The 24,571-nt window shown below is 37.6% G+C and carries 30 protein-coding genes; 22 read left to right on the top strand and 8 right to left on the bottom strand.

The features are described from left to right. Positions 1 to 291: 291 nt before the first annotated feature. Entirely contained in the window at positions 292 to 561 is a 270-nt protein-coding gene (locus RCJ93_RS09965; RefSeq protein WP_150283387.1) for a 2TM domain-containing protein, read from the bottom strand. Positions 562 to 839: 278 nt separating this feature from the next. Here RCJ93_RS09965 and RCJ93_RS09960 point away from each other — a divergent pair, with 278 nt between their 5' ends. From RCJ93_RS09960 to RCJ93_RS09930, 7 genes are all read left to right on the top strand, one after another. Then, on the top strand, positions 840 to 1,403 hold the full coding sequence (locus RCJ93_RS09960) for a GNAT family N-acetyltransferase (protein WP_150283388.1): 564 nt from the start codon (positions 840 to 842) through the stop codon (positions 1,401 to 1,403). A 40-nt stretch (positions 1,404 to 1,443) separates the two neighbouring features. After that, the gene (locus tag RCJ93_RS09955) at positions 1,444 to 2,196 is read left to right on the top strand and encodes a hypothetical protein (protein ID WP_223823495.1); all 753 of its coding nucleotides are present in this window, start codon (positions 1,444 to 1,446) and stop codon (positions 2,194 to 2,196) included. A 337-nt stretch (positions 2,197 to 2,533) separates the two neighbouring features. Beyond that, positions 2,534 to 2,929 (top strand): VOC family protein, encoded by a 396-nt coding sequence (locus RCJ93_RS09950; protein ID WP_150283390.1) that lies wholly within the window; start codon positions 2,534 to 2,536, stop codon positions 2,927 to 2,929. A gap of 176 nt (positions 2,930 to 3,105) precedes the next feature. Then, on the top strand, positions 3,106 to 3,939 hold the full coding sequence (locus RCJ93_RS09945; protein WP_190323346.1) for an alpha/beta fold hydrolase: 834 nt from the start codon (positions 3,106 to 3,108) through the stop codon (positions 3,937 to 3,939). A gap of 43 nt (positions 3,940 to 3,982) precedes the next feature. Next, entirely contained in the window at positions 3,983 to 4,432 is a 450-nt protein-coding gene (locus tag RCJ93_RS09940) for a DNA topology modulation protein FlaR (protein WP_223823496.1), read from the top strand. Positions 4,433 to 4,483: 51 nt separating this feature from the next. Next, on the top strand, positions 4,484 to 4,762 hold the full coding sequence (locus tag RCJ93_RS09935; protein WP_150283393.1) for a hypothetical protein: 279 nt from the start codon (positions 4,484 to 4,486) through the stop codon (positions 4,760 to 4,762). A gap of 32 nt (positions 4,763 to 4,794) precedes the next feature. Beyond that, positions 4,795 to 5,826 (top strand): S66 family peptidase, encoded by a 1,032-nt coding sequence (locus RCJ93_RS09930; RefSeq protein ID WP_150283394.1) that lies wholly within the window; start codon positions 4,795 to 4,797, stop codon positions 5,824 to 5,826. 59 nt (positions 5,827 to 5,885) lie between these two features. Here the strand turns inward: RCJ93_RS09930 and RCJ93_RS09925 are convergent, their stop codons facing one another. The 3 genes from RCJ93_RS09925 to RCJ93_RS09915 all read right to left on the bottom strand — a co-directional run bounded on the left by RCJ93_RS09925 (position 5,886) and on the right by RCJ93_RS09915 (position 7,409). Next, positions 5,886 to 6,437, bottom strand: a complete 552-nt coding sequence (locus RCJ93_RS09925) for a putative glycolipid-binding domain-containing protein (RefSeq protein ID WP_446738917.1) — start codon at positions 6,435 to 6,437, stop codon at positions 5,886 to 5,888. Between the two features lie 104 nt (positions 6,438 to 6,541). Next, on the bottom strand, positions 6,542 to 6,739 hold the full coding sequence (locus tag RCJ93_RS09920) for a DUF4083 family protein (protein ID WP_446738916.1): 198 nt from the start codon (positions 6,737 to 6,739) through the stop codon (positions 6,542 to 6,544). Between the two features lie 88 nt (positions 6,740 to 6,827). Continuing rightward, the gene (locus RCJ93_RS09915; protein ID WP_150283396.1) at positions 6,828 to 7,409 is read right to left on the bottom strand and encodes an LOG family protein; all 582 of its coding nucleotides are present in this window, start codon (positions 7,407 to 7,409) and stop codon (positions 6,828 to 6,830) included. Between the two features lie 82 nt (positions 7,410 to 7,491). Between RCJ93_RS09915 and RCJ93_RS09910 the strand changes: the two genes are divergently transcribed. Continuing rightward, positions 7,492 to 7,815, top strand: a complete 324-nt coding sequence (locus tag RCJ93_RS09910; protein ID WP_150283397.1) for a MazG nucleotide pyrophosphohydrolase domain-containing protein — start codon at positions 7,492 to 7,494, stop codon at positions 7,813 to 7,815. A gap of 89 nt (positions 7,816 to 7,904) precedes the next feature. Here RCJ93_RS09910 and RCJ93_RS09905 read toward each other — a convergent pair whose 3' ends face one another. Together RCJ93_RS09905 and RCJ93_RS09900 are read right to left on the bottom strand one after the other, a co-directional pair. After that, entirely contained in the window at positions 7,905 to 8,624 is a 720-nt protein-coding gene (locus tag RCJ93_RS09905) for a class I SAM-dependent methyltransferase (RefSeq protein WP_446738915.1), read from the bottom strand. Positions 8,625 to 8,667: 43 nt separating this feature from the next. Continuing rightward, a complete protein-coding gene (locus RCJ93_RS09900) occupies positions 8,668 to 9,576 on the bottom strand; it encodes a DMT family transporter (protein WP_446738914.1) in 909 nt (302 codons plus the stop codon). Between the two features lie 96 nt (positions 9,577 to 9,672). Between RCJ93_RS09900 and RCJ93_RS09895 the strand changes: the two genes are divergently transcribed. From RCJ93_RS09895 to RCJ93_RS09850, 10 genes are all read left to right on the top strand, one after another. Continuing rightward, complete coding sequence (locus RCJ93_RS09895; protein WP_446738913.1) at positions 9,673 to 11,142, top strand: amidase family protein; 1,470 nt, start codon at positions 9,673 to 9,675, stop codon at positions 11,140 to 11,142. A 42-nt stretch (positions 11,143 to 11,184) separates the two neighbouring features. Next, positions 11,185 to 11,562, top strand: a complete 378-nt coding sequence (locus RCJ93_RS09890; protein WP_446738912.1) for a hypothetical protein — start codon at positions 11,185 to 11,187, stop codon at positions 11,560 to 11,562. A 581-nt stretch (positions 11,563 to 12,143) separates the two neighbouring features. Next, positions 12,144 to 12,752 carry a DUF7010 family protein gene (locus RCJ93_RS09885; protein WP_223823498.1) on the top strand — a complete coding sequence of 203 codons (609 nt, stop codon included), beginning with the start codon at positions 12,144 to 12,146 and terminating at the stop codon, positions 12,750 to 12,752. 279 nt (positions 12,753 to 13,031) lie between these two features. Beyond that, entirely contained in the window at positions 13,032 to 13,451 is a 420-nt protein-coding gene (locus RCJ93_RS09880; RefSeq protein ID WP_150283401.1) for a hypothetical protein, read from the top strand. A gap of 15 nt (positions 13,452 to 13,466) precedes the next feature. Beyond that, the gene (ybaK, locus tag RCJ93_RS09875; protein WP_446738911.1) at positions 13,467 to 13,949 is read left to right on the top strand and encodes a Cys-tRNA(Pro) deacylase; all 483 of its coding nucleotides are present in this window, start codon (positions 13,467 to 13,469) and stop codon (positions 13,947 to 13,949) included. A 73-nt stretch (positions 13,950 to 14,022) separates the two neighbouring features. Beyond that, positions 14,023 to 14,679, top strand: a complete 657-nt coding sequence (locus RCJ93_RS09870) for a YczE/YyaS/YitT family protein (RefSeq protein ID WP_446738910.1) — start codon at positions 14,023 to 14,025, stop codon at positions 14,677 to 14,679. Between the two features lie 68 nt (positions 14,680 to 14,747). Next, complete coding sequence (locus RCJ93_RS09865) at positions 14,748 to 15,947, top strand: glycine C-acetyltransferase (protein ID WP_184117531.1); 1,200 nt, start codon at positions 14,748 to 14,750, stop codon at positions 15,945 to 15,947. 165 nt (positions 15,948 to 16,112) lie between these two features. Beyond that, positions 16,113 to 16,901, top strand: coding sequence for a carbon-nitrogen family hydrolase (locus RCJ93_RS09860; protein WP_446738909.1), 789 nt, complete (start codon positions 16,113 to 16,115; stop codon positions 16,899 to 16,901). Positions 16,902 to 17,303: 402 nt separating this feature from the next. Continuing rightward, entirely contained in the window at positions 17,304 to 18,560 is a 1,257-nt protein-coding gene (locus RCJ93_RS09855; RefSeq protein WP_150284872.1) for a Y-family DNA polymerase, read from the top strand. Positions 18,561 to 18,620: 60 nt separating this feature from the next. Then, positions 18,621 to 18,959 carry a YolD-like family protein gene (locus tag RCJ93_RS09850; protein ID WP_190323349.1) on the top strand — a complete coding sequence of 113 codons (339 nt, stop codon included), beginning with the start codon at positions 18,621 to 18,623 and terminating at the stop codon, positions 18,957 to 18,959. Positions 18,960 to 19,063: 104 nt separating this feature from the next. On the opposite strand, the gene RCJ93_RS09845 is transcribed toward RCJ93_RS09850, so the two are convergent. After that, the gene (locus RCJ93_RS09845) at positions 19,064 to 19,699 is read right to left on the bottom strand and encodes a hypothetical protein (RefSeq protein ID WP_150283405.1); all 636 of its coding nucleotides are present in this window, start codon (positions 19,697 to 19,699) and stop codon (positions 19,064 to 19,066) included. 239 nt (positions 19,700 to 19,938) lie between these two features. On the opposite strand from RCJ93_RS09845, the gene RCJ93_RS09840 reads away from it, so the two are divergent. The 4 genes from RCJ93_RS09840 to RCJ93_RS09825 all read left to right on the top strand — a co-directional run bounded on the left by RCJ93_RS09840 (position 19,939) and on the right by RCJ93_RS09825 (position 23,847). Further along, positions 19,939 to 20,877, top strand: coding sequence for an L-threonine 3-dehydrogenase (locus tag RCJ93_RS09840; RefSeq protein WP_150283406.1), 939 nt, complete (start codon positions 19,939 to 19,941; stop codon positions 20,875 to 20,877). Between the two features lie 505 nt (positions 20,878 to 21,382). Beyond that, on the top strand, positions 21,383 to 21,916 hold the full coding sequence (locus RCJ93_RS09835) for an SF0329 family protein (RefSeq protein WP_150283407.1): 534 nt from the start codon (positions 21,383 to 21,385) through the stop codon (positions 21,914 to 21,916). 103 nt (positions 21,917 to 22,019) lie between these two features. Continuing rightward, the gene (locus tag RCJ93_RS09830; protein WP_150283408.1) at positions 22,020 to 22,958 is read left to right on the top strand and encodes a DNA/RNA non-specific endonuclease; all 939 of its coding nucleotides are present in this window, start codon (positions 22,020 to 22,022) and stop codon (positions 22,956 to 22,958) included. A gap of 430 nt (positions 22,959 to 23,388) precedes the next feature. Further along, entirely contained in the window at positions 23,389 to 23,847 is a 459-nt protein-coding gene (locus tag RCJ93_RS09825) for a DinB family protein (RefSeq protein ID WP_150283409.1), read from the top strand. Between the two features lie 327 nt (positions 23,848 to 24,174). Here the strand turns inward: RCJ93_RS09825 and RCJ93_RS09820 are convergent, their stop codons facing one another. Beyond that, positions 24,175 to 24,498, bottom strand: coding sequence for a general stress protein (locus RCJ93_RS09820; RefSeq protein ID WP_066791620.1), 324 nt, complete (start codon positions 24,496 to 24,498; stop codon positions 24,175 to 24,177). Between the last annotated feature and the right edge of the window lie 73 nt (positions 24,499 to 24,571).

Raw genomic sequence — 24,571 nt, 5'->3', positions numbered from 1 at the left:
AATAAAATGAGATTAAAGAGGACGCTTCCTAAAAGGTATTTATTTTTGCGCCTATATATATTGCAAATAGTTATTATAATTTGTTTTACTTCTGGGAAATACAAAGTCATACATTCAATCAATTAGAAGACTTTGGACGATAAAAAGCCAATCGTTTTACTCCATAAAATTTTTTTTACAGGATAATTCCTCCTGTAAAGAGGAAGCCCTTTTGAGGGCTTCTTTTTCTTATAAATGTGTTTGAGGTTAAAGGGTACCTGTCTTAAGGGAAGTGCTAATGGTAGAAGAGTTTTACTTATCTTTCCCCATATACTCTTTAATTTTACGTTCTTCCCACTCTGCACCAAATCTTCCAGAAGAAAATGTTGTTATGCCGTGTATAGCAACCCCAATACCCCAACCTCCAAGCGGATATAAAAACCATAAATGACTTGAATCAGTGATGATGTTTATGAAGAAAAGCATAAGATTAACTAGAATATAAACCGTTAAATGAATGTAAAATGATTTTAAGTTTTCAACCCGCTTTTTAGCCCGCAAATAAATTTCATCATGCTCCACCTTAAAACACCTCCTTAAAATTATTTTCAATTTTTAATTAATTTTACCATACATCTAAATGGTGTTTTGAAGTTATTCACATTATCTTATGTACCGTGATATCCACGTATTATCCTAGAATCAAACTGTAGTGGCGATAGTCGGAGAAGTATAGGCAAATTGATAACTAGGGTGATAGCAAGAAGGAGTCTAATAACTAATGTAGAAATAGTTATAGAGCAGGGGAAGCCGTTTTTAAAATAAATTAATGTTAAATTAGCTAAAACGGAGGTAGGCAAATGATAATAGAAACAAAGCGATTACTCTTAAAACCATATGAACAAGAATTTGCAGATGCTATCTATTCAGTAGTGTCACAGGCGGAAATTGCTGACACAATGATTACCATTCCACATCCGTACCCAAAAGCACTTGTAAATAAGTGGATTGCCTACTTACAACTTAGTGCAAAACAAGGAACAGCTTTTGAATTTGCAGTTTTTTTAAAAGAAGACCCAGAGAAATACATAGGGAATTGCGGGTTGGTCAGTATTTCGAGTAGTCATCAAAAAGCGGAAATTGCCTACTTTGTTGATAAAAATGAGTGGGGTAAAGGTTATGCGACAGAAGTTGCTTCTTTTATGCTCAGTTATGGTTTTGAAGTACTGGGCTTAGAGAGAATATATGGACACTGTATGTCTAGAAATCCTGCTTCTCGGAAGGTGATGGAAAAGGTGGGACTTCAATTCGAAGGAACATTAAGACATGATATTAAAAAAGGTGAAGACTTTGAGGATTTGGATCTATTAGGTATGACAAGGTTTGATTATGAAAAATTAAATGCCAAGGATCATATACACTAGATTCGGATAACTTGGCTAATTTGAAAGAAGAATCTTATTTTTGAAGAATAACATTTTAGAAAATATACATACCTTAAAACAAATGCATGCAGATGGACTTTTAGGCGGGGAAGTGATGCCTGAGGATGTGTTGATTAATGTAGTGAAAGAAGATGAACTACTAGATGTTTTAACTATGGCAATGGCTTTAAACTATCAAAGAAATTCTTATTCGTTGTGGGAATCTGTTGTTAAAGCGTATCAAGATCCTAAAACGAGCTGGATATTTAATCCGATTGTTGTCGCCACAAAAGATATTCATGAGCTTCGTGAAGCATTGCTATTACATCGTGTGGGCTTACAGCCAAACCGCCATCCTGATATTTGGCAACGTGTTGCAAAAGGTATAGTTCATTCATCGGAACAAGGAAACGTCCAAGGGCTAATTGAGTCAGTAGAATTTGACAATTTACTATTAAAAGAAATCATGCAAGGCTCCAGGAAAACAGAATTCCCATACCTTTCTGGACCGAAAATATTTAATTATTGGTTATATGTTTTAGAGTGTTATGCAAAAGTATCCTGGAAGTCACGAGAACTAATCTCTATTGCACCAGATACTCATATTCTAAAAGCCACTGTGAAATTAGGATTATGTACAGAAGAAGTGTTGAATGGAAGTGGAGATGACCGAATAGCTGTGGCAAATGCTTGGATCAAAGCCCTTGCTGGAAGTGGATTAGCTCCTATTGATGTGCATACACCTTTATGGTTATGGAGCCGAGCGGGATTTCCTCTGCTTACTGCAACTTAAATGTGTTAAGAGAGGGGGGAGAACGATGCTCATATTTGCAGATATTTTAATGGTAATAGCAACACTATTAATCTTTTTAAGTGCAGCTTTTTATTTACGATATCTCGAAAAGGTTCGAAAGCAAAAAGGACTTACAACCTTTGAAAGGACCCTATACATATTGATACAGATTGCATATATTCTATTTGCAATTAGCTTGTTGATTAGAGTTTTTAGTTAATTGCTAAGGAATAAAGCTTTTCAAAGCACACCGGTACCAAAATTACTTCCTACTCAATTAGTTCAGATAATTTTTATTATGTGAAAAACTAGCCATTAACGGCATAGGGGGATTTTTTTGTCAAAAGGATTACTTCACCATATAGAGATATACGTTTCGGATTTAAAAAGAACCTCTGTTTTGTGGGGGTGGTTCCTTGGTGAGCTGGGATATAGCACGGTTCAAAAATGGGATGGGGGACAGAGTTGGAAACTAGGGGATACCTACCTTGTTTTTGTACAAACAGAAAAAAGATTCTTAGGGGATCCATATCATAGATGCCATGTGGGATTAAATCATTTAGCATTTCACGCGGAATCAAGGCAACAAGTTGATGAAATGACCGAAAAGTTGAAAGGCAGAGAAGTTACTTTACTATATACTGATCGGCATCCATTTGCTGGGGGTGAAAATCACTACGCTGTTTATTTTGAAGATCCGGACAGAATCAAGGTAGAACTGGTAGCTCCTTAGGAAGCTATATTTCCTTTTTATCAATATACGATGCCTTCCAAAGGGTAAAATGCATTGTCATTGAGGAATCTTTGAAGATACTAAAATTATATTTCAGTAGTCAAGTTAAAACTGAAATTCTACTCACCAATTGATTTATTTTAACTGAATTTTTAAATATGATAGGGGGCGAAGCTATGGTATTACGTTATTACAAATGGGGTAATCAAGACAATCCTGCACTTGTTTTCTTGCATGGACTGGGCTCCTCTGGCTTAAGTTTTGCGGAGCTAGCGAAACTTTTGCAGAATGATTTTTACGTTGTTGCTTTTGATTTACCAGGACATGGTGGAGAAGTTTCCATGGATAATGAGGAAGAGTATTTTCCAACAAGGATGGCTGAACGTCTATGTAATTACATCAACTCCTTGGGTTTAACCCATGTCTATCTTGTTGGCCACTCATGGGGAGCCCACCTTGCACTTTATATGGCTGAATTGTATTCGGGGAAAATCAAAGGACTGGTGTTATTGGATGGCGGTTACTTCCAGCAAGACCCGGCTGGTGTTTCACTTGATCAGCAGCTTATAGATGTAGGAGCTTTCATTGATAGTGCTCGCTTCGCTTCCTGGAATGAATTTCTCGACGCTGAAAGGGCTAACTCTTCACGATGGTCGAAGGAGATTGAGGATGGGTGTATTGCACAAGCTGCTGAAGTTGACGGTGAAATTAGGCTAGCCATATCTCCGTTTACAGCCAAAGCAGTGATGAAAGGAATGCATTTAGAACCAACAGCAGCTATTTTTCCAAAGGTCCAGTCACCAGTACTATTACTGCGTAGTACGATGCCCAAGGAAATAGAAGAAGAACGACATGAGGCAATTGAATATTTGATGAATGAAATTCCCCATGCAGAAGTTCAGGCTATTCCTAATACGAGTCACGAGATATATCGAGATGCACCCGAAATAATTGTTAGCAAATTAAAAGAGTGGTTCTATAGACAAACAAAATCCTGTGCCAATACCTAAACGAATACATATCATTGGTTCCATCGGAAGTGGCAAAACTACCTTGGCCAAGAAGCTATCTGATCAATTAAGCATTCCCTATTTTGAATGGGATAATGTTGTTTGGAAAAGGTTTGACACTGGAGATATTAAACGAAGCAAACAAGAGAGAGACGAATATTTAAGTAAAATAATTGCTACTGACAATTGGATTATTGAAGGGGCCCATCATAAATGGGTATCTTCCTGCTTTCAAAATGCTGATCTAATTTTATTTCTAGACATTAGCCTCCCAATAAGAAGATATAGAATAATCAAAAGGTACTTTAAACAAAAAATAGGCATTGAAAAATCAAATTATAAACCATCTTTAAAAGTATTAAAGGATTTATATAACTACAATACTGTCTTTGACTATAAAAGTAAGCCGGAAATACTTGCTTTGCTTATCCCTTATAAAAATAAGTTAATAACCTTAAAAAGTAATGCTGAAATTTTAAGACACTTCCATTGAAGGTAAGAGAATATAAAATTGTAATTTTCTTTAGTGAAGGGAGAAGAGCTAATGGCAATCTTTGTAGGGATACTAATTACAATCGTAGGGGCTTATGTAGCTTTTTTGCTTAGTACAGGTAAGTCTAAAAAGAGAAAATATATAGTTTGGGGAATTATTCTAATGCTACTCATTTCACCATCCATCTCTTTTGCAATGGGCTTAAGTTTTGCAGTAATCACTAAAAGCGGATGGTCAGCATTAGTGATGCTTTATATATTTCCCATTATTTTTCTAGTTGGTCTTATCCTGTTTTTTGTAGGTTTGTTTGAAAAAAAGGCAATCCATTAAACATTAAAGTCATTATGAAAGGGTGCAATATCATGTTAATTAAACCAAAAAAACTGCAAGTGGGAGATCGAATAGCAACAGTAAGCCCTTCTTGGGGAGGTGCGGGTGAACCAGACCTTAGATGGCGATATGAACAAGGTGTAAAAAGATTAGAAGACATCTTTGGTTTGGAAGTTGTGCCAATGCCAAATAGTTTAAAAGGCGAAGACTATCTTTATAATAATCCGCAAGCTCGTGCGGAAGACTTGATGACGGCATTCAAGGATAAGGATATCAAAGGGATCATTGCAAATATTGGCGGTGATGATAGTATCCGCTTGTTACCCTATATCGATTTCGACGTTATTCGTGAGAATCCGAAAATATTTATGGGTTACTCCGATGTAACCATTTCACATTTATTCTGCCATAAAGCTGGGCTTTCCTCTTTTTATGGTCCAGCCATTCTAACCGATTTTGCAGAAAATGTGGAGATGGATTCATATACAATTGAATCGGTGAATCGAACGCTCTTTTCAAATGAAGTAATTGGTGAAATACTTCCGGCGAATGAATGGACGAGTGAATATGTAGAGTGGGCAGAAGGAAATAAAACACGCCGGCGAGTCATGCAGAAAAATGCAGGAGTTGAAGTTCTTCAAGGTTCTGGAATAGCGCAAGGACGTTTGATAGGAGGCTGCATTGAAGTACTTGAATTTGTAAAAGGGACAGAACTCTGGCCAGAAGAAAAGTATTGGGAGAATAGCATCCTTTTCTTTGAAACCTCTGAAGAAAAGCCAGCGCCGGATCTTATTAAATATTGGTTGCGCAACTATGCTGCCCAAGGCATTTTACAAAAGAGTAAAGGAATTATCTTTGGGAAACCTCAAGATGAAAAATATTACGATGAATATAAAGAGGCTATTCAATTAGCTATGAAGGAATTTAATCTAGAAGATTTGCCGATTCTCTATAATTTAAATTTTGGTCATACGGAACCAAAGTTTATTTTGCCATATGGTGCATTGGCAGAGATAAATTGCGATAAAGGAACCTTTACCATTTTGGAAAGTGGTGTAGAATAATTTAGGAAGCATGCATTGAGATTTCGAATGCATGCCTTTTGATATTTTTTTGCTAGTTTTTAGTATTTTCTTTTGAACAGTTTTGGATATTCAATTACCAACCCATCTTTACCAACCTGAATAGTAGATTGAAATGAAGAGCTTCTATAATCAAACATTTGATAGTCTTTTTCTTCCTTGATTAGAGTATATACTTGTTCAACTTTTTTAAGAGTCAATTCTGGAACCTTGATATAAACCATTAGGAAACTCTGAGGTTTATTTAAGCGCCAATCCACTCTATTTATTGGTAATGAATTTGTAAACGGTGTACAAGATATATCAATATCAATTGCTCCAGAGAGTTCAGGGATTTCGTTCCCATGTTCGTCAAACCATTGATGATTTTGATTACTTTCAAGATAAAGAGATTTACCAAGGTTTAATAAATCGATCTTCACATTTTTTGTAAACCAATTAGTTAATTCAATTTTATATTCTATTTTTAAGGGAGTATCATTTTCAATTGATATAATTGAACTTTTTGCTATGGAAGTATCTTCTGATGATTTTACCTCTAAGAATTCAGAACCAGCAGATTTTTTATTTTCCCAAATTGCGATTTGTTTCATTATATCCATCCTCCTCATTCGAATATCCACTTGTTTACAATGGTATTTTTCCGATCCTTATGTATACGCGGAGGAATCGACCCCGCTCCGGAAAGCTAACAGTCTTATTTATTCCTTTTATCTTGCTCTAATAGTTCAATTATTCTATCTAGTTTTTGCTCCACTTTTATATTGTTTTCTGCTCTTTTTCTTTGAGTAGCAGACATTTTTCTAAAGAAGAGTGTAATTGATACAAAAAATAGGATTATTAGAACAATAATAATCAACGTAGATACAACGTCACCGATGTTTACTATGCTCATGGTTGTTACCTCTTTCGTTATTATTCAATCGTATCTGACCCATATATTTCATAGTTACCGAGCCTGTTTCAGTTTGAAAATAATCTTTTTAAGCTTGATTCCCTTTAATATAGGTTTTTATTGCTGGAGGGGTATATGAATGAAACTTTTCAATTAGTTTTGCTGGAGATGTATCATTCAAAAGCATTGATAAGTATTTTTCTTGAAGAAATTGTTGTTCATTCATGTGGTTAAAGAAATTAATTAATTGATCATAATAATGATCTATATTTAAAATCCCGCAAGGTTTTTGGTGTAGACCTAACTGTCCCCATGTAAATACCTCAAAAAATTCTTCCATCGTTCCCGGGCCTCCAGGTAATGCGATGAATCCATCTGCTAAATCTGACATTTTTGTTTTTCTTTCATGCATGGAATCTACCACAATCAATTCTGTTAAATGTTTATGAGAAATCTCTCTTTCTTCTAGCATTTTGGGAATAACACCAATAACCTGGCCGCCTGCTTCTAATACTGTATCTGCCACTGTACCCATAATACCTACACTAGCTCCGCCGTATACGAGTGTAATATTTTGTTCAGCTAATTCTTTTCCTAAAGCAATGGCTCCTTCTTTGTAAGTAGGTAAAGCACCCATACTAGAACCGCAAAATACTGCTACACTTTTCATAAGTTTCCTCAATTCTGCAAGTTTTTATTATACAATTGTAATTATAGGGAATATTTGAGATTGAACCAAGGGGGATTATAGTATGGATGTGAATGAATTTCAGCAATGGATTAACGATTATTATGAAGAGCGAGGATGGTCACAATTAGATATATTCATCCGTATTGGATTCTTAGCGGAGGAAACGGGAGAGGTTGCCCGAGCAATCAGAGCTCTTGAAATTGGACGCGATCGACCAGATGAAACTGAAAATACATATATTGAAAAGAAGCAGGAGCTTGTAAGTGAATTAGGTGATGTATTGGGAAATATCACTGATATAGCGAATAAATATGATATTAAGCTAGAAGATATCTTTAAAGTGCATCAGGCAAAGTTAGATGACAGGTATAGGGTCAAAAAGTAAACGAGTAATAGTGATCTAAAGAGCCTTGCTACGTATGGATTGTAGCAAGGCCTAATTTATTTTTCATTAATAAACTGTTTGGTTAACTACTATCCTTTTACAGCATGAAAGATAAAAGATTTGGTGTCTGATGTGGCTTCGGTAAACGCCCAATCTCCATAAACATGGATTTGCGTAAATCCAACTTGTTGTAATGATTCTTGTATTTCGTCTTGAGTTCGAAATATTGATTGCATTTTTTTCTGAATGACAACTTCATTTGTACGTGCGTTTTTTATAGTCTCATAAAAAGTAAATATATCGCCTACAAATCCATCGTATTCCGTCCAAATTTCTAGTGGTTCATTGTTCACCGGATTTGTTGCAAGATCAGGTGTCATATCTTCCTGCCACTGTTCCCACTCTTTGGCTAATGGATTACGTGTATCAAAAATAAAATGTCCACCAGGTTTTAAGGCTCGATATGCATCAGAAATGACATTTTGCCAACTGTCATCTGTAAGAAATACTTGCGCCACATTGGCTGTCATGATGACAGCATCAAAAGCATTTGGTTGTAAATTGGAGCTATCCCCAACAATCCAGGTCACTTCCTCTGGATACTCTTTCGCTTTGGCATATTCGATTGCTTCTTCATTCGGATCAATCGCTGTAATATGATAGCCTGACTCTGAAAAATGGGTTGTTAATCTCCCAGTTCCACAACCCAAATCTGCTATGTATTTCACATTCAATTTCTTCAACAGGGCTAAGAAGAATTCATTGTCTTTCCCACAGCCACTAAGTTGGTCATATACTAACGGAATCATGAATCTACCCACTTTCTACATCATGTTTATTTTAGCCATGATATCAAGAGTCTCGTTGTCCACCTCGGCCAAATTTTAAATCCTTTATTTTAATTTTCGTTAAAAACGGCACCTTCGTTTCAGATATAATAATCGCCCCTAAAATAAGAATTGCACCAAACGCCATTTTAATGGTCAAGACTTCATGCAAAATGAGTACGGAAAAGACCATGCCCCAAAAAGATTCTGTTGAAAGGATGATGGCGGCTTTTGTATCTGTGGTGAACTTCTGGGCAACTGTTTGAAGCAAAAAGGCAGCGCTTGTAGAAAAAATACCCAAATATAAAATAGAGAGTGTTCCGCCCATTTCAACCGTGTGGAAACTTTCCCCTTTGAAAAAGACAACAGCAAAACCAATAAGGGCAGCAGTCGTCATTTGGACTAATGTCAAAAGAATTGGATCGGCATCCTTTACAAATTTGGCTGTATAAAAAATATGGAAGGCAAAACCAACTGCACAGGCTAGTGTTAATAAATCCCCGATATTGATAGAAGAGGACAATTTCAGCGAGAGAACGCCGATACCGATAATGGCAAGGAACGCCCCAATGAGTTCGAAGTAGTCCATCTTTCTTTTATACAGAAGTAAGCCGATAAACGGTACAATGACGACATTCACCGCTGTTAAAAAAGCATTTTTAGAGGGGGTGGTAAACTGTAGACCGACTGTCTGAAGCGCGAAAGCCAAGTATAAGAAAGTCCCCAATATTGCTCCTTTGAAAATTGTTCCTCTGTTTATTCCTTTTAACTTTTTATAAAAAACAATGCCTAATATGACTGCTCCTATGAAAAAGCGAATCGCCAATATCTGATACGGCGTAAAATGCTCCAAGGCGATGGCACTCGCCACAAAGCCGCTTCCCCAGATAATCGCTGTAATCGTCAGAGCGAGTTCTCCTATGTATTTGCGCATTACTTCCCACCTTCTTTAATATTGATAGCACTAAACATATCAGAAAATAAAGAGTATTGCTATAATGATTGGTAGAAAAGTTGCCAGGAGGACGAGATGAGCACATCAACAAAAAGAGAAAAATATAAAATGGAAGAATGGTCGATCAAACAAATTCAAGAAGCTTTGCAGAATGGGGAATTGACGGTTGTAGAGTTAGTGGAATGGTATATAGAGCGAATTAAACAGTTTGATAGCAGCGGTCCTGCAATTAATTCAGTCCTCAACATAAATCCAGATGCATTAAACATAGCTGCTGATATGGATAAGGCAATGGGATCGGGGGAACAAGGCCCTCTTTTTGGAGTTCCTATTCTTTTAAAAGACAATATTGAAACAAAGGATCCGATGCCCACTACAGCAGGTGCCATAGCATTAAAGGATAACTATGCGAAGAAGGACTCCTGGGTAGCGAAAAGACTTCGAGAAGCAGGTGCGATCATATTAGGGAAAACCAATATGAGCGAGTGGGCATACTTTATGTCTACTAAGGCACCTAGCGGCTACAGTGGAGTGGGTGGACAGGTTAAAAATCCTTATGGGCCGGAGAATTTCGAGGCTGGATCTGTAGGCGGCTCAAGCTCTGGCTCTGGTGCAAGTATCGCCTCTAATTTTGCGGTGGTTAGTATTGGAACGGAGACATGTGGTTCCATTCTGAATCCATCGAGTTTGAATTCCATTGTGGGTATCAAACCAACAGTCGGACTAATTAGCCGAGGGGGGATTATTCCACTCGCCCTTAGCCAAGATACAGCTGGTCCTATGGCAAGGACGGTAAGAGATGCAGCTATTACATTAGGTGTGTTAACGGGTGTTGATCCAACTGATCCTATCACAGCAACAAGTGAAGGTAAGGCACTTCAGGATTATACAAAGCATCTCAAGATGGACGGTTTAAAAGGAGCTACAATTGGTGTTGATCCTCGCTTTTTGGATAGGCACGATGAAGAAACGACAGAGCTAAAAGAAATGTTGAATATAGCATTGGATGAATTGCGAAACCTAGGCGCTGTTATAAAGGAAGTGGAGGTCCCTGAACATAATCTCCGTTCCGATGTCCTGTCCTACGAATTCAAGCATCAAGTGAATCAGTATTTAAAGACAACCTCAGATTCTGTATCAGTGAAAACGCTAAAAGACATTATTGCCTTTAATGAAGAAGACCCTGATAACAGGATGAAGTATGGCCAAGATTTATTGATTGAGTCAGAGGGAAGAAGCGAGAGTCTAGAAAATCCAGTTTATCTGAAGCAACGCTCAGATGATGTGAAATTATCAGGAGAACTTGGCATTGATAAGGTAATGGAAGAGAATGGTTTAGATGCTCTGTTATTTTTAAGTGACTCTGGCGATGAATTGCCTGCCAAAGCGGGTTATCCTTCTATCACAGTTCCTGCGGGTTACACAAAAACCGGGCTTCCTGTAGGTTTGACGTTCTCAGGCTTGGCATATAGTGAACCAAAGCTAATCGAATTAGCCTATTCCTACGAACAACAGACGAAGAGGCGCGTACCACCAAAGTTTTAAATGAGAAGGTCATGAGTGGATATTATTCAGGGGAGGAGAATGATGAAAAAGAACTTTTTCCTGCAGCTAACGAGTGTTATGCTTTTGCTCACATTATTTGCTTGTTCTTCAAATGAAGTAAAGGAAACAAAGGAAGTCAAAGTACAAGAAATGGTTAGCTTTTCAAAGGAAAAACAAAACACCTTAAAAGTAATTTCTGATTCTCCGAAAGTGAAAGTTATTGTGAATGCTATCCGCCAAGCAAAAAAACAAAAGGGAATTGTCGATATAACAGACCCACAATATAGATTGGATACTGATCAAGACAGTTACTACTTGTGGTTCAATGAGAATGGCTCTGTCATCATAATGAATGATAAGGATAAAAATACGATTTTTAAAATAGCGGACGCGAAAGATTTGGAAAATGTCATAAAGTGAAACGTCTACTGCATGATGAGAAAAATGAATCTAGAACAAAAGATTAATCTAGACGTTTTTATGGTTTTCAAGAAGGAATGAAGCATAATGAAAGAATATTTACTACACGAAAATGGGATATCATTATTTTTATCTTTGATTATGTTACTGGTTATGTAAGCTCAGTTATCTTTATTGGAGGGCCAGCGACTTACTCAGGGCCAATAGGAGTTTTAATAGGGTTCCTTTTATTCCAAAGATTGAAGTACAAGAAATATTACAAATCCAAAAAATATTAATCAGTATATAGTTTGCCCTTAATCTCCGAGATTAAGGGCTTCTTTATGTTGACGGAAGTATACAGGTGAAATAGATGGAGATGTAGAATTATATAATTGGCTATAAAATATAATGTGAGCAGAGTGTGTTTTAGAAAAGTACTGTGAGCGGAGCTAAAGCTTTAATCTAACTTGTGATTATCTTCAATAAGATTTTCCGTTGTTGTGCACAATCCTTGAATAAGGATAAGCACTTAATTCATTTAAGGGCAATTAAAAGAAACATGTTGTGGAAGTAGAAATTTAATGGAGAGGGAGATTCGTGTGTCGGAAAGCGTTATTTCTAGAGCGGACATTCGTGGGACTGCTTCGGGGGTTATGTTTATGGCCTTTTTCGGGACAGTTTGGGCGGACGTTGGTATTGGAGGTTTGCAGGGCTTAGGTTCTATTTGGTTACTAATTCTTGCAATATTTATCGGTGCTACTTTATTTTTCTCGGGGATTGCATTGATTAGGAGTTCCCGAAACTTGGATAGTACAAATACCCATGGTTCTAAGAATGCCAATGTCAACAAGTGGTTTAATATTGTTTTTGCTACAGAATTTTTGTTGATTATTATTGCGGCTATCATTTGCAATACTGTTGGACATTTCGATTGGTTTTTTCCGATTATGGCTATAATTGTTGGGGTACACTTCTTTCCTCTTGCTTACCTTTTCAAAGTCAAGGCTTATTATGTTACAGGAACGCTCCTTTGTCTGCTTCCGATTGTGACACTACTCTTTGTGCCATTGAGGTCCAGTCTTGGACAGCATCAGATTAACACATGGTGGACATTGGTTGGCTTGGGTTCTATGTTGATATTATGGATAACCAGCCTTGTGATTTTGTCCGTGGGTAGGAGATTACTTAGGATGGCACGAGACCAATAATATTGTTACACACTGGGCGTTTTAGGTGAACATACAGAAACTTTGTTGCTGTTGTGGTTTTAGTTGTTACACTTTATTCCTCCAGAATCTAGTTTCAAATACTGAGACTATCGGTTTTCTATCGAGGTTGCAAGTTTAATTTGAAATAGTGGAAAAATATTCTGAGCCCCATTCGTCTATTTCCACTTTTCTGATATATTAATAGATGAAGATAAAAAAAGCTCTTATTTGTAAGCATATTCGACAATAGAGTTAGGATAAAAAGGGGAGGTTGTCGCCATGCATGTTTCGTCACTTCTGGAAAAACAGTATACGGATATAGAAAACCGCAAGAGGGCGCTTCGCCATAAAACAGCGGATGAGACTTACCGGAGGAACGCTCAATATCATAAGCCGAGACCATCTATTGAAACGTTGCTGAATTTATTGACGGGAAAGACAGATCAGGAGCACAATGAAGAGTATACTGCTTCTGCCCGCAACCAAAAGGGCAAAGACATAGGAAAGAATAGCATCTGGCGCATACATAATGATCCTGTTACTCAAATAACGAATACATCTCTCAAGGAGTCTACATTTGAGCAAGCACCATCAAAGCAGCACATAAGGGAAAAAGCAATTTCGCGTTATACTTTTCAAACCAGCATGGCCAGACAAGGTTTTCAATTTGCTGAACCAACCATCTACATGTTCATTTAGGAGGGGAGAATGCTAATGGCAAAACATAAGATACAAAAAACAAATGCCGTCCGTTTGTTGGATGGTCAAAAAATCCCTTATACATTGAAGGAATATGAAGTGGAAGACGGGAAGATTGACGGCGTAGCAGTGGCGCATAAGATTGGGCAGGCAGAGGAGAGTGTATATAAAACGCTTGTTGCAACAAGCGGCAAAGGCAATCTCTATGTTTTTGTCATCCCTGTAGCTTCTGAGCTGAATCTAAAGAAGTCAGCAAAAGCGGTTGGCGAAAAGAAAATAGAGATGCTGCCTGTGAAAGAGCTTCTGCCGAATACAGGTTATATCAGAGGAGGCTGTTCGCCGATTGGTATGAAAAAGCAGTATCCTACATGGATTGATGACGCAGCAGAAAAACTAGATGAAATATTTGTTTCAGCCGGGAAGATTGGTATGCAAATTTGCTTGTCGCCGGAAAGTCTAGCAAAAGCGGCACATGCAAAATTCACATCTCTAGTTTAAAATAGAAGTAATGAATGAAGGAAGGCATGTTCATGCATGGCTTTCTTTTTCTAATGGTGAAAGAAGGGATGAAGTGAAGAAAGTAAATACGTGGCGTTTGCTGTTCTTTTTCGCTGGCCTAATGGTTATAGGGCTGGGGATTGCACTGACAGTAAAAGGCCAGCGTTTTGGCGTCGGTTCATGGGATGTGCTGCATATTGGCCTGTATCAACAGTTTGGTTTATCAATTGGTACATGGTCGGAAATAATCGGCATTCTCATCGTGACACTATCCTCGATTGGTATTAGGCGATGGCCGCATATAGGCACATTCCTTAATATGATTGTGGTCGGGCTCTTCCTTGATTTCTTCAACTGGCTTTTGCCAGATCCGCATCACTTCGCTTTTCAATTAATGGATTTTATTCTCGGTACCATTCTCATCGCTATCGGTTGTGGCCTGTATATACCGGCCCATTTTGGGGCAGGGCCACGAGATACCGTGATGCTGTTGCTTGTTGAAAAACTCGACTGGAGCATTACTTCGGCACGTACCTTCATGGAATTCACTGTAGCAGTCGTCGGCTACTTCCTTGGTGGACCTGTCGGCGTTGGTACGGTTGTAATGGTCTTCGCACTAGGGCCCATCATCCAGGTAGCACTTCGGTATAGCGAGAAGGCTTTGAAAAAATGTATGAAAATAGATGACGGTAAACATAAGCAAGTAGAAAAAGAAATCATAGAGCAGTAGTGGCTGGCATAGAAATGCAAAACTAAAAATAGTTATGCTACAATACGATATAGATAAGCAGGAAAGGGATGAGGACTTTGTCACACGTACTTAATACATTCTTAAACGAAAATTTACAACAGCTTCGCGACCAAGGATTATACAACGAAATCGATGCCGTTGAAGGCGCGAATGGTCCAGTAATCCAAGTTAAAGGAAAAGAATTAGTTAACTTGTCTTCCAATAACTATCTTGGATTAGCGACAAATCCTGAATTAAAAGAAGTTGCCAAAAAGGCAATTGATAAATACGGCGTAGGTGCAGGTGCTGTGCGTACAATTAACGGTACGCTTGATTTGCATGTGAAGTTAGAAGAAAAATTGGCTGAATTTAAAGGAACAGAAGCGGCGATTTCCTATCAATCAGGCTTTAACTGTAATATGGCTGCAATTTCAGCTGTTATGGATAAAAATGATGCCATTCTTTCAGACCAACTAAACCATGCGTCTATTATTGATGGCTGCCGCCTATCAAAAGCGAAAATTATTGCATTCAACCATTCTGATATGGAAGATCTTCGCCAAAAAGCGAAAGAAGCGAAAGAATCAGGCCTATATAACAAAATTATGGTCATCACAGATGGCGTCTTCTCAATGGACGGTGATGTGGCAAAATTGCCTGAAATCGTAGAAATCGCAAAAGAATTTGATCTGATTACATATGTGGATGATGCACATGGTTCAGGTGTAATGGGCAAAGGGAAAGGAACAGTTAAACATTTTGGACTTCAAAATGAGATTGACTTCCAAATCGGTACATTATCTAAAGCAATCGGTGTTGTCGGCGGTTATGTAGCTGGTAAGAAGAACTTAATCGACTGGTTAAAAGTCCGTTCACGTCCATTCTTATTCTCTACAGCATTACCACCAGGTGACGTAGCTGCTATCACACGTGCAGTTCAAATGCTGATGGACTCTACAGAACTTCATGACAAGCTTTGGGAAAATGGCGATTACTTAAAAGCCGGTCTGAAAAAATTAGGCTTTAATATCGGTCATTCAGAAACACCAATTACGCCATGCATTATCGGCGATGAAAAATTAACACAAACATTCTCAGCTCGTCTTCTTGAAGAAGGCGTCTATGCGAAATCGATTGTGTTCCCAACCGTTCCAAAAGGCACTGGCCGTGTACGCAATATGCCAACAGCTGCCCATACAAAAGAAATGCTTGATAAAGCGCTAGCGATTTACGAAAAAGTCGGTAAAGAGCTTGGTGTTATTTCTTAATATCCTAAAATCTCGCCATTATGGCGGGATTTTTTTATGTTAAAGGACTTTCTAGTATCTCGTTTTTATATACTTTTTGATTCAGAAAAGATAGAATAATATGTAGATTTTTCGGAATTGAAAGTTTACTATGGGAGCGGAAAGTTCAAACGGAGGTGCGCAAACATGAAGATAGGATGCATTCAGTTAAATGTAGCATTTGGTGATGTGGAAAAGAACTTTAAAAGAGCTGAACAGTTCATTCGCGAAAGTGCTAGTAAAGGAGCCAAGCTTGTTGTCTTGCCTGAAATGTGGAATACAGGTTATGCGCTGAAAAAGTTGAATGAATTAGCGGATGATCATGGTGAAAGAACTAAGAACTTCTTGCAAAATTTAGCCACAGAACTTCACATCGATATTGTCGGCGGTTCTGTGGCAACAAAGAGAGATAATCATTTCTACAATACGATGTATGTTGTCGATAAAGAGGGCAAACTAGTAGGAGAGTATGATAAAGTCCATCTTTTCAGCCTCATGGATGAACATTTGCATTTATCCTCAGGAAGCGAAAAGAACAACTTTGCTTTAGGCGACTTGCAGGCGGCGGGCGTTATTTGCTATGACATCCGTTTTCCAGAATGGTTGCGCCTTCATACATTAAATGGGGCAAAAGTGTTGTTCGTGGTAGCACAATGGCCGACGCCAAGAATTGATCATTGGAAATTGTTACTCCAAGCAAGAGCTATTGAAAATCAATGCTTTGTTATAGCTGTCAATCGAATTAGCAACAAGAAAGAAAATTTCAACGGCCAGTCCATGATTATTGGGCCTTGGGGTGAAGTATTGTGGACGGGAAATGAGGATGAAGAGCTTGCTGTTATTGACGTGGACTTATCTAATGTCGATGAAGTGCGAGGACAAATCCCTGTCTATGATGACCGGCGCCCTGATTTATATAAAGATATTCTGGTGTAAGTTCAAGTGAGAGAAGCTATTTCTCTCGCTTTTTACTTTATTGTTCGAACCTGCCTCTTTGGATATAAACGTATATCCATCCCCTCACCGAATATAATATATTCACAAACCCTTTCTACATTCCTCTCGTTGTTTTTATCCCGCATTAACGGGCAGTAAGACCCCCACTTCAAAACTGCAGTATGTAAAGGAGAAGTTTAGTGGGGGGTAACTGCCCGTAAAAGCCCGATTGGTTCAACTAACCTTCAGTGGGGATAAAAAACCCCCACTGAATGAAGTTTCACTTTATATGGAAAATAAAACGTTACATTTTGGTAAATGCTCTTTATGACTTGTCATCTCACTTGTCTCATTTTAGAATTAGAACAAATGTTCTTTATTGAATGGAGGGAGTTCGCTGTGCTGTATGAAAATATGCCAAATAGATCGATTATGTGTATAGATATGCGTTGTTTTTATGCGAGCTGCATGGCGACACTCGCTGGTTTGAATGTGCTGAACGAAGCGGTTGCCGTTGTTGGTAATCTGGAGCAGCAAAGCAGTATCGTGCTTTCTGCATCTCCCATGGCGAAAAAACGTTTCCAAATAAAAACGGGCACTCGGTTATTTGAAATTCCGAAGCACCCCGATATCCATGTGTTTGAAGCAAAGATGGAGTACTTTGTGCGCATGTCTGTTGAAATCACTAAATTATTTACGAGCTATGTACCGAGCGAAGCGATTCATGTTTACAGTATTGATGAAAGCTTTATTGACTTAACAGGCACGGAGAAGCTATGGGGTGATCCAGAACGAACAGCGCGTGCCATCCAGAATGAACTTTACAAGCAATTCGAAATTCCAAGCACTGTCGGTATGGGACCTAACATGCTTCTAGCAAAGCTTGCACTCGATTTAGAAGCGAAAAAAACAGGTTTTGCAAAATGGGACTTTGAGGATGTTGAGAAAAAGCTATGGCCTGTTATGCCGCTATCTGAAATGTGGGGAATTGGACGCCGCACCGAACGAACGCTAAACCACATGGGTATTTTTTCAGTGGGCGATTTAGCAAATGCTGATTTATCTGCACTCGAAGAGAAGTTCGGCATTATGGGCAACCAGCTTTACCACCATGCATGGGGGATTGATTTATCTACCGTAGGAGAAGCACCAATTGTTGAAGGCCAAATCAGTTTCGGCAAAAGCCAGATATTAAAACGCGATTACCATACGAAAAAGGAAATCTTCATCGTGCTGCTTGAGATGTGTGAGGATGTAGCAAGGCGGGCAAGGGAAGCTTATAAAGTGGGCCGCACCATTACATTGGGCATATCGTATAGCCGCGATGCTTTTGGCGGAGGCTTCCAACGCGCAAAAACAATTGATGAAGCGACCAATGATACAATGGCGATTTATCGTGTATGTCTGCAGCTTTTTGAAGAGCATTACAACGAACGTCCCGTGCGACAAATCAGCATCAGCATATCAAAATTAGAATCGGAACAATCACTACAGCTTAGCCTCTTTGATACAAAACGCTGGAAACGTCGTAAGCTCGGCGCTGCAATGGATCACCTTCGTGCACATTACGGTTCGACAGCTATCCTTCGCGCCGTTTCGTATACAGAGGCAGGTACTGCAATTGGACGCGACGGATTGCTTGGAGGGCACAAGCGCTAAAGTCTGAGGGAATTTTACAGCTTGTTAATGCGAGACGGGATAAAAAGGAGATGTGTGTTAGTGCTACGCGACCGAGGGAATATCAAGTGGACGGCTATGATGCTGCCGGAACATGTTCACCGTTTAAAAAATTGGCAAAGTGAATTAAAGCAAATCAAAAAACCTGCATATGACGAATGGACACTGCAGGCGTTAGAAGAGGAAGTACTTCAAGCATACTACAGCAAAAAACAAGTAGTAGTAGAAGTATGGCATGACAAAACGAGCCGCAGCTTTACAGGCATCATTGCCAACCTTAACAGTGAAAAGAAAAAACTGTTAATCCAAGATCAAGATACATTTTCTAAAAATCATTGGGTGGATGTGGACTGTATTATTCATTTGGAAATATTAGCGTGAAAATCATAAATAATAATAATCAAATAAAATATAAAAGCCACAAACGTATAGATTCAACGTTTGTGGCTTTTTAGGTGTACACACAGAGTTTGCTAAAATCCCTTTCACATTTGAAGTTCTTTCATATCTTTCAAGGAATAATAAAGCATGTACTTCTGTACACCTCTTGCATGTTCGATTGCTTCAGCTGAGTATCGGCTAAAGTTTTCTTTATTTTTCTCCTTGGCAGAAATCAAACTTTCAATTGAAGGAGCCATCCATTTTTCAGTTAACCGCGGAAGCATTTCACGTGCGTTCTCGATATTTCCAAGCAGGGCTTCGCTATGGGCAATCATATAGCTTTGATAAGGCTCTTTCTGAATTTGTTTTGCTTCAGTCAGCGCTTGGTCATAATGTTCTTCTAGTAGGGCAAGCAAGCATGCGTAATTATGTTTGATATAAGGCTGTTGATGAGTGGAAATTATTCGTTGAAGTGCTTCTTTTTGTTCTGCTAAGGATTCATGGGCGATGGCGTATGGATAGGCAAATAATGCTTTTTGCTTGTTCCTTTTAAGGAAGCGGTCAATTTTTTTTAGATTATTTGTCCACCATAGTGCATTGAAGTGGGGATAAAGTGTAAACATAAATACATATAAGATAAGCAAAATTACGATTAGCCATGTAGGAATATCCATTAAAAGCAGAAAAGAGCATGCTAGGATGGCGAATAAATAAATAAGCGTTAATTTTACTAATTCCATTCGTTCACTCCTTTTTTCGTTTAGTATAAATGAAAATTCAAGAAAAGTCCCAGAAGAAATCAGTGGATAAGCACTAGTTGTGCTTTCTAGAAATACAGTATATAATAAACTCGGAAAATTACTTTAAATAATAGGTGCTAATGGGTTTATTTGTACACTGGGAGAATACAAATGTTTTTGAGAAGGGAAATTGTACTGTCGGAAAAAGCAATTGTATGTAATAGAGGGAGGATTATACAATGAAAAGAATAATGATAACAGGCGCGTCTGGCCAAATCGGTTCAGAATTAGTGGCGAAGCTAAGAAAAGAATATGGTACCGAAAATGTACTAGCTACAGATATAAAAGAGAGTGCAAACCAAGCAGGGCCATTTGAAAAATTAGATGTAACAGATGCAAAACGTATGCATGAATTAGCGAAGAATTTTGAAGCAGATACAATCATGCATATGGCAGCATTATTGTCAGCAACAGCTGAAGAAAGACCATTGTTCGCTTGGAATTTAAACATGGGCGGTCTTGTGAATGCTCTTGAAGTAGCACGCGAATTAAATATGCAATTCTTTACGCCAAGTTCTATCGGCGCGTTTGGCCCATCAACACCGAAAAATAATACGCCTCAAGATACATTACAACGTCCGACTACTATGTACGGCGTAAATAAAGTAGCGGGTGAACTTCTTTGTGATTATTATTTCACACGCTTTGGCTTAGATACGCGCGGCGTTCGTTTCCCTGGCTTGATCTCCAATGTGACTCCTCCAGGCGGCGGTACAACAGACTATGCGGTAGATATTTATTATAAAGCTGTACAAGAAGGCAAATATACTTCTTATATCGCACAAGGTTCATATATGGACATGATGTATATGCCTGATGCATTGCAAGCAATCGTTGACTTAATGGAAGCGAATCCAGAAAAACTAATTCACCGTAATGCATTCAATGTAACAGCGATGAGCTTTGAACCAGAAGAAATTGCAGCTTCCATCCGCAAGGTAATGCCAGACTTTACAATGGATTATAGTGTGGATCCTGTACGCCAAGCAATTGCGGACAGCTGGCCGAATTCGATTGATCCAACAGCGGCAAAAGAAGAATGGGGCTTTAAAGCAAAATTCGATTTAGACGCAATGACAATCGATATGTTAAATGTATTAAAAGAAAAATTAAAATAGACTAGGCAAGGAACAGCATTTTAAAAATGCTCATCCTATATGAAAAAGGGGCACGAAAAAGTGGCATATCACTTTTTGGGCCTCTTTTTGCTTATTCGGATTTTAATTCTTAAATAATAGTTTTTCAGAAGAAGGACTTTGTTATTGATCTTTGTATTTTATCAAAGCTTTATTATACTCTGTGCTCTCTTCACTTTTCTTATAATAAACCTTTAAAGTATTGGGCTTCCCCCACCAAATTGGCCATCTCACTATCTTTGCTGAATATGAAGATAAAAGCCTTATGTGTAAATGTGATTGTTGTAATGTAGTGGCTAGAGTAGAACACTACATTATAACGGGACAACAAATTCTTTGTGTGGCTATTTAAAAGGAAAAACTATTGCACGAGACCTTTCCTAAAAAACCATTATAAAAAAGACAAAATTCAATCAAAGCTGTTGTTTTTTTTATTCCTATAATTTTGATTTATACTTAATATAAAACGATTTTTGGAGGTATTTATTTGTTGTATAGTCCGAAATGGAGTAAAGCAAAAAAACAATTGAAAAGCTTCACTTGCGAATCTTTGCGTTCGAGAGTGGATTTTCAAGTTATTAATTATAGACGCGCGCACGACCAGTTAGGTAGAGCCGTCATTACGGTAGATAAAGTTGAAAAGTTAAATATGTGTACACTCATTGCAGAGAGAGAAGAATTTCGCAAAAAATGGGCTATACGAAAACAATTAGATGATTTTAACTTTGATGACGTAACTCATAATCGGGATCTTCAAGATGAAGCACATCAATTACTGAAAAATGAGGCGATTTATGGACAATATGATTTCTTTTTTGCTTTAGAACAATATTTCAATGCTTCAATACAAGAAAGTCGACAGTCCTCCGATATTTTAATCAAAATATTATCTCTTTTAGACCGTCGCATAGGTAAACGATCATTAATGAAAATAAATGACACTATTGCAAATGAACATCCATTTGTCCAAGACTTTTTTAAACTACGTTGTGAAGCGGAAAATATAAGAATCATCATTTAAAACAATTTATTAATAAATTAAACCAATTAAGGTAAATGGATATATTTATGATAAAGTATATCTTGGAACAAATACTATAAAGCTATTACAGGAGAGTCCTAACATGAAAAGGAAAATGAATTACATAATATTACTTTTAACGACCATCTTTATAGTCGGTTGTACCGAAGGTGGATCCATTAAAGATAAAGAAACAAATTCACAAGAAGTAAACACAGTTGATACAAATAAAAATAGTGAAAAAGATGAAACTATCACTTCGGTTATTGGTGAAACAGTAGCAAAGAAAACACCAACTAAACCAAATAAAAAACTGTTCTCAGGATACAAACTTATTAAAGTTTATGGTGGTGATCTTTCTGGGTATCGAAAATCAAACGTCGTCGTTGACATTGGTTTTGGAAATCGTGAATATTGGGGATTTACGAATGAGCATGGGCAACTGGTTCGTGTTATTGCCGACAAAATTGTTCTACAAGATGACCGTACCGAACCAGTAACATCGTCTGGTAGATACTACCCTGATGAAGCAAAAGTTCCAGGTGTTGAAAGAGCAGATTTAGATGAAGGACATATCATTGCGGATTCTCTCGGAGGGGTATCAAATGCTTACAATATTACTCCACAAGAAAGTACACTCAACCGACATGGTGATCAAGCATATATGGAAGATGCCATTCGTAAAGCTGGTGGGGCTACAAACTTTGAAGCCATTATTACCTATCCTAATACGCAAACACAAATTCCCTCAAGCTATCAGTATACCTATACGATAAAGGGTGAGAAAATCGTTGATAAATTTAAGAATGTGAACCCTGATAAAGTAAACAAATCGCTCGGTCTAACTGGCAATAAGGCTTCCAATTCAACTACAACTCGTTCAAACAGAAAAGGCAATATTTCTAGTGTTGATACAAATGGTGATGGACAAGTGACGATTAAAGAAGCAAAAGCAGCAGGTTATAGTATGCCAATAACGAGGAAACATTGGTTATACCCATATATGGATGATCGAGATAATGATGGTATGGTAGGGGAATAGGTATTTAGAAATTAAGGTAAAATAAATTTCAAAGAAATAGATGAATACAGGCCTTTATCGATTTTCATTCAAAAAACGACTAAACCTTGATTATAAAGGAGTTAGTCGTTTTTTGATGGTTTCAAATTAGAATGGAAAGTTTATTAACACTATTCTGGATAGAGTAGCATTCAAGGTAGACTTTTTCATTCTTTCTTCAAGTAAAGTGGCAGTCTAATTGTAGCTGTTATTCCACAATCGGGCTATTTAATGCTGTGGGAATATGTGAAAGATAATATTTTACTTTCAAAATAAACAAACCCTATAAAGGATTACTTGATGAGGATATAATTCTTGTTCAACTAACAGGCTAATTTAAGAAGGTATATTAATGTCTTTAGACGAATATTGTTTTTTAGATACATATTGCATATTGAAAGGGTGAAGGTGTATGGAGGATGTAATTAATGGAATAAACCACTGGATACAAACATTACCGAAGGTATATAACTCAATGTCAGAAACAGAAATATCAAATCGTCCATTACAAAATAAATGGTCCAAAAAGGAGATTTTAGGACATCTATGCGACTCTGCAATAAATAATATTAATAGTTTTGTAAAGATTCAGTACGAAGAACAACCATTTGTTATCCAATCATATAGGCAAAACCAATGGGTAATTCTTCAGAAATATCAAGAAAGACCACTTGATGAGATATTAAACCTTTTTTTATCATTAAATAAGCAAATCATAAATACTATCTCGAACATTCCAAAAGAGAGATTATCAAATCTTTGTGATATAGGAGATAATCAACAAAAAACATTAGAGTGGCTCGTAAAAGATTATCTTAAACATATGGAACATCATATTAACAATCAAATCCTTATTAAAAATAATGCCTAATATTGATAGCATTTCGGTAACTTACAGGTTCTTTAGTTGAATAATGTAATAAAGTTAGACTACACATCAGACATGTTTAATATGTGTGGCCTAATTGTCTAAACTGTTTTGCTTTCTTAACCTAAATGTAACGATGACCGAGATAATGATGTAATGAGTGATGAACTTGAAAGAGAATTTATGCAAAATAATTTTCCTAGTTTAGAGAAATAAAAGGTGATCATAAAAAAGTTCCAATCATCGAAAGGATGACTGGAACTTTTTTGGCTTGGTTGATTAACCTAGCCGTGTTTTTTTAAGGATGCTCAATTCATGAAGGGAAGGGAATTATTTTTTGTTAACTACTAATACAAGTTTGCCTTGGTCTAACTCTTTTTCGCCGGCATCTGCTTCTGCTTCGCTTAGACCCACAGCTTGCATTTCGGTGCGTAATTCATCGCCGCGTTTAGCCACTAAGTTTTTCATGGATTTGAAGAAACCTTGTTCTTTCATACCCACTTCAGCTGTATCTAATGCATCTGCAATATCATCTTCGCGTTCTTGATAGTGCGCGAATACATAGACATCATCACGGCTGTAGCCTTGAGCTTCTAACTTTTCGATTTCTTCTTTCGCTTGTACTGCGTTTTCTACTGTAATTTTTGTAACCATTTAAAATTCCTCCTCTGTTGATTATATTTATGGTATTCCCTGAAAAAGAAAGATTAAACCTGGCCACTTTAAA

The sequence above is a fragment of the Rummeliibacillus sp. BSL5 genome, from assembly GCF_052928305.1.
This window is presented reverse-complemented; position numbering and strand designations above follow the sequence as displayed.